Source organism: Streptomyces sp. NPDC001851, from assembly GCF_040297165.1.
In the GTDB taxonomy this organism is placed as follows: Bacteria; Actinomycetota; Actinomycetes; order Streptomycetales; family Streptomycetaceae; genus Streptomyces.
Map to the genome: position 1 here is coordinate 1 of NZ_JBEOYR010000065.1, position 2,710 is coordinate 2,710.

Sequence of the window (2,710 nt, forward strand, 5' to 3'; positions counted from 1 at the left end):
ATCGAATGCCCCGCCACAAAGTCAGGACGCACACCCCACGACTCCACCACCCGGAACAACGCCACCCCGACCGCGAACAACGCCGGCTGCGTCCAAACCGTCTGATCCACAAGCAGCGACTCCGCCGAACCGGCCGCAGCGAACAACACCTCCTTCAACGGCCTCGGCAACTCCCCGTCAAAGCAGTCGCACACCTCGTCAAAAGCACGAGCGAACTCCGGCACCCGCTCATACAACTCACGCCCCATACCCAACCGCTGACTCCCCTGCCCCGTGAACAGGAACGCGGTCTTCTGTCCGGGGGCGTGGCCTCCCTCTGGTAGGTGTTCGCCGCCCGCGAGGGCCTCAAGGCCACGCATCAGCTCCGTACGGTCGCCACCGATGACGACCGCACGGCGTTCCAGGGCTGCCCTGGTCGTGGCCAGTGAGAACCCGACGTCCGCCAAAGGCAGTTCGGGGTGGGCCGTCAGATGGGCGTGCAGCCGCTCGGCCTGCGCGCGCAGAGCGTTCTCGTTCCGCCCGGACACGAGCCATGGGATCGTGGGCAAGGGAGTGGAGGGAGCGTCATCGGTCTCTTGCCCGGCGTCGGCGGGGGCCTGTTCGATGATGACGTGGGCGTTGGTGCCACCGAATCCGAAGGAGGAGATCCCGGCCCTGCGGGGTGTGCCGGTCACCGGCCACTCCCGGGCCTCGGTGAGCAACGACACCGCTCCCGCCTCCCAGTCCACATGCGGAGACGGCTCATCGACATGCAGCGTCCTGGGCAGAACACCATGCCGCATCGCCTGCACCATCTTGATCACACCACCGACACCCGCAGCAGCCTGCGCATGCCCGATGTTCGACTTCAACGACCCCAACCACAACGGCCGGCCATCCCGCCGCCCCTGCCCATACGTCGCAAGCAACGCCTGCGCCTCGATCGGATCACCCAGCCTCGTCCCCGTCCCATGCGCCTCGACCACATCCACATCCGCAGCCGACACACCCGCATTCGCCAACGCCTGCCGGATCACCCGCTCCTGCGCAGGACCATTCGGCGCCGTCAGACCATTGGACGCACCATCCTGATTGACCGCACTCCCCCGCACCACCGCCAACACCCGATGCCCATTGCGCCGGGCATCCGACAACCGCTCCACCAACAACAACCCCACACCCTCCGACCAACCCGTACCATCCGCAGCCGCCGAGAACGACTTGCACCGGCCGTCCTCGGAGAGCCCGCGGAGTCGGGAGAACTCGACGAAGGCGACGGGCGTCGACATCACCGTCGCGCCGCCCGCCAGAGCGAGGTCGCACTCCCCCCGCCGCAGCGCGTTGGCCGCCAGATGCAGCGCGACCAGGGAGGACGAGCACGCCGTGTCCACCGTGACCGCCGGGCCCTCCAGACCGTAGGTGTAGGCCAGCCGCCCCGATGCGATGCTCCCCGCGCTGCCGCTGAAGAGGTAGCCTTCGACGTCTTCGGGCGGAAGGTGGGGCCGGGACCCGTAGTCGCTGTACATCACGCCCGTGAAGACGCCCGTACGACTGCCCCGCAGCGTCTCGGGATCGACCCCGGCACTCTCGAACGTCTCCCACGCCGTCTGCAGCAACAGACGCTGCTGCGGATCAGCTGCCAGCGCCTCGCGCGGCGACATCCCGAAGAACTCCGGGTCGAACTCGTCGGCGTCGTGGAGGAATCCGCCGCGACGCGTGTAGGACGTGCCCGGCTGCGCCGGATCCGGGTCGTACAGCTCGTCCAGGTTCCAGCCGCGGTTGACCGGGAACTCGCCGACCGCGTCCACACCGTCCGCCACCAGCCGCCACAACTCATCCGGTGAATTCACGCCTCCCGGATACCGGCAGGCCATGCCCACGATGGCGATCGGCTCATGCTGCTTGTCCTCGACGTCGCGGAGGCGCTTGCGCGCGTCGCGCGCGTCGGCGATGGCCCGCTTGAGATAGTCGCGGAGCTTTTCCTCGTCAGCCACGTGCTCTCAGCTTTCCCGGGATGGTGTGGTCAGGGATGCGGGTCGGGGTGCTGCCCCCGTTGGCGGGGGCGCGGTCATTCCAAGTCGTCCAGGAGGGCGAAGAGCTCTTCGTCCGTCGCGGAGTCGAGGTCCTCGGCCTTGTCGGGTTCGGCTGCGCTGCCGGCCTTGGCGGCTAGTTCGAGAAGCTCCCGCAGCCGGGCGGTGATCCGCTCGTGACCGGACTCCGCGGTTCCGTCGCCGCTGCGGATCACCGCTTCGACACGGTCGAGCTCCGCCAGTACGGACCCGTCCGCCGGCGACGCGTCGAGGCCCAACCGGTCCCACAGATGAGCCGCGAGGGCGTCAGGGGAGGGGTGGTCGAAGACGAGGGTGGTGGGCAGGCGCAGTCCGGTCGCGGTGTTGAGCTGATTGCGGAGCTCGACGGCGGTGAGCGAGTCGAAGCCCATGTCCTGGAGGGCCCGGTCCCCCGCGATACCGCTCGCGTCGGCGTGGCCGAGCACCCCGGCCACATGCGTACGTACGAGATCGCTGAGCGCGCGCTGTTGGTCGGCCGGGGAGAGTCCTGTCAGGCGCTGAGTGAGCGACTTCTCCTCGGCGGGTCCGCTCGCGGTGGCCGATCGCCGTCGGGCAGCGGTGGGCACGAGGCCGTGCAGCATGGCGGGTGTGGTGTCCGTGTTCTGGTTGCGCAGGGCGGTCGCATCCAGCCTGGTGACCGCCAGCACCGCCTCACCCGTCGT

General features: G+C 68.9%; 1 protein-coding gene and 1 pseudogene. Both read right to left on the reverse strand.

Annotated elements, in window-relative coordinates; all coding sequences use genetic code 11:
• Positions 1–1,967: pseudogene (locus ABT171_RS41460) on the reverse strand (type I polyketide synthase); the annotation flags it as partial.
• Between the two features lie 80 nt (positions 1,968–2,047).
• Positions 2,048–2,710 (reverse strand): phosphopantetheine-binding protein (locus tag ABT171_RS41465; RefSeq protein ID WP_351252120.1); only part of this gene is annotated, 663 nt, incomplete at its 5' end.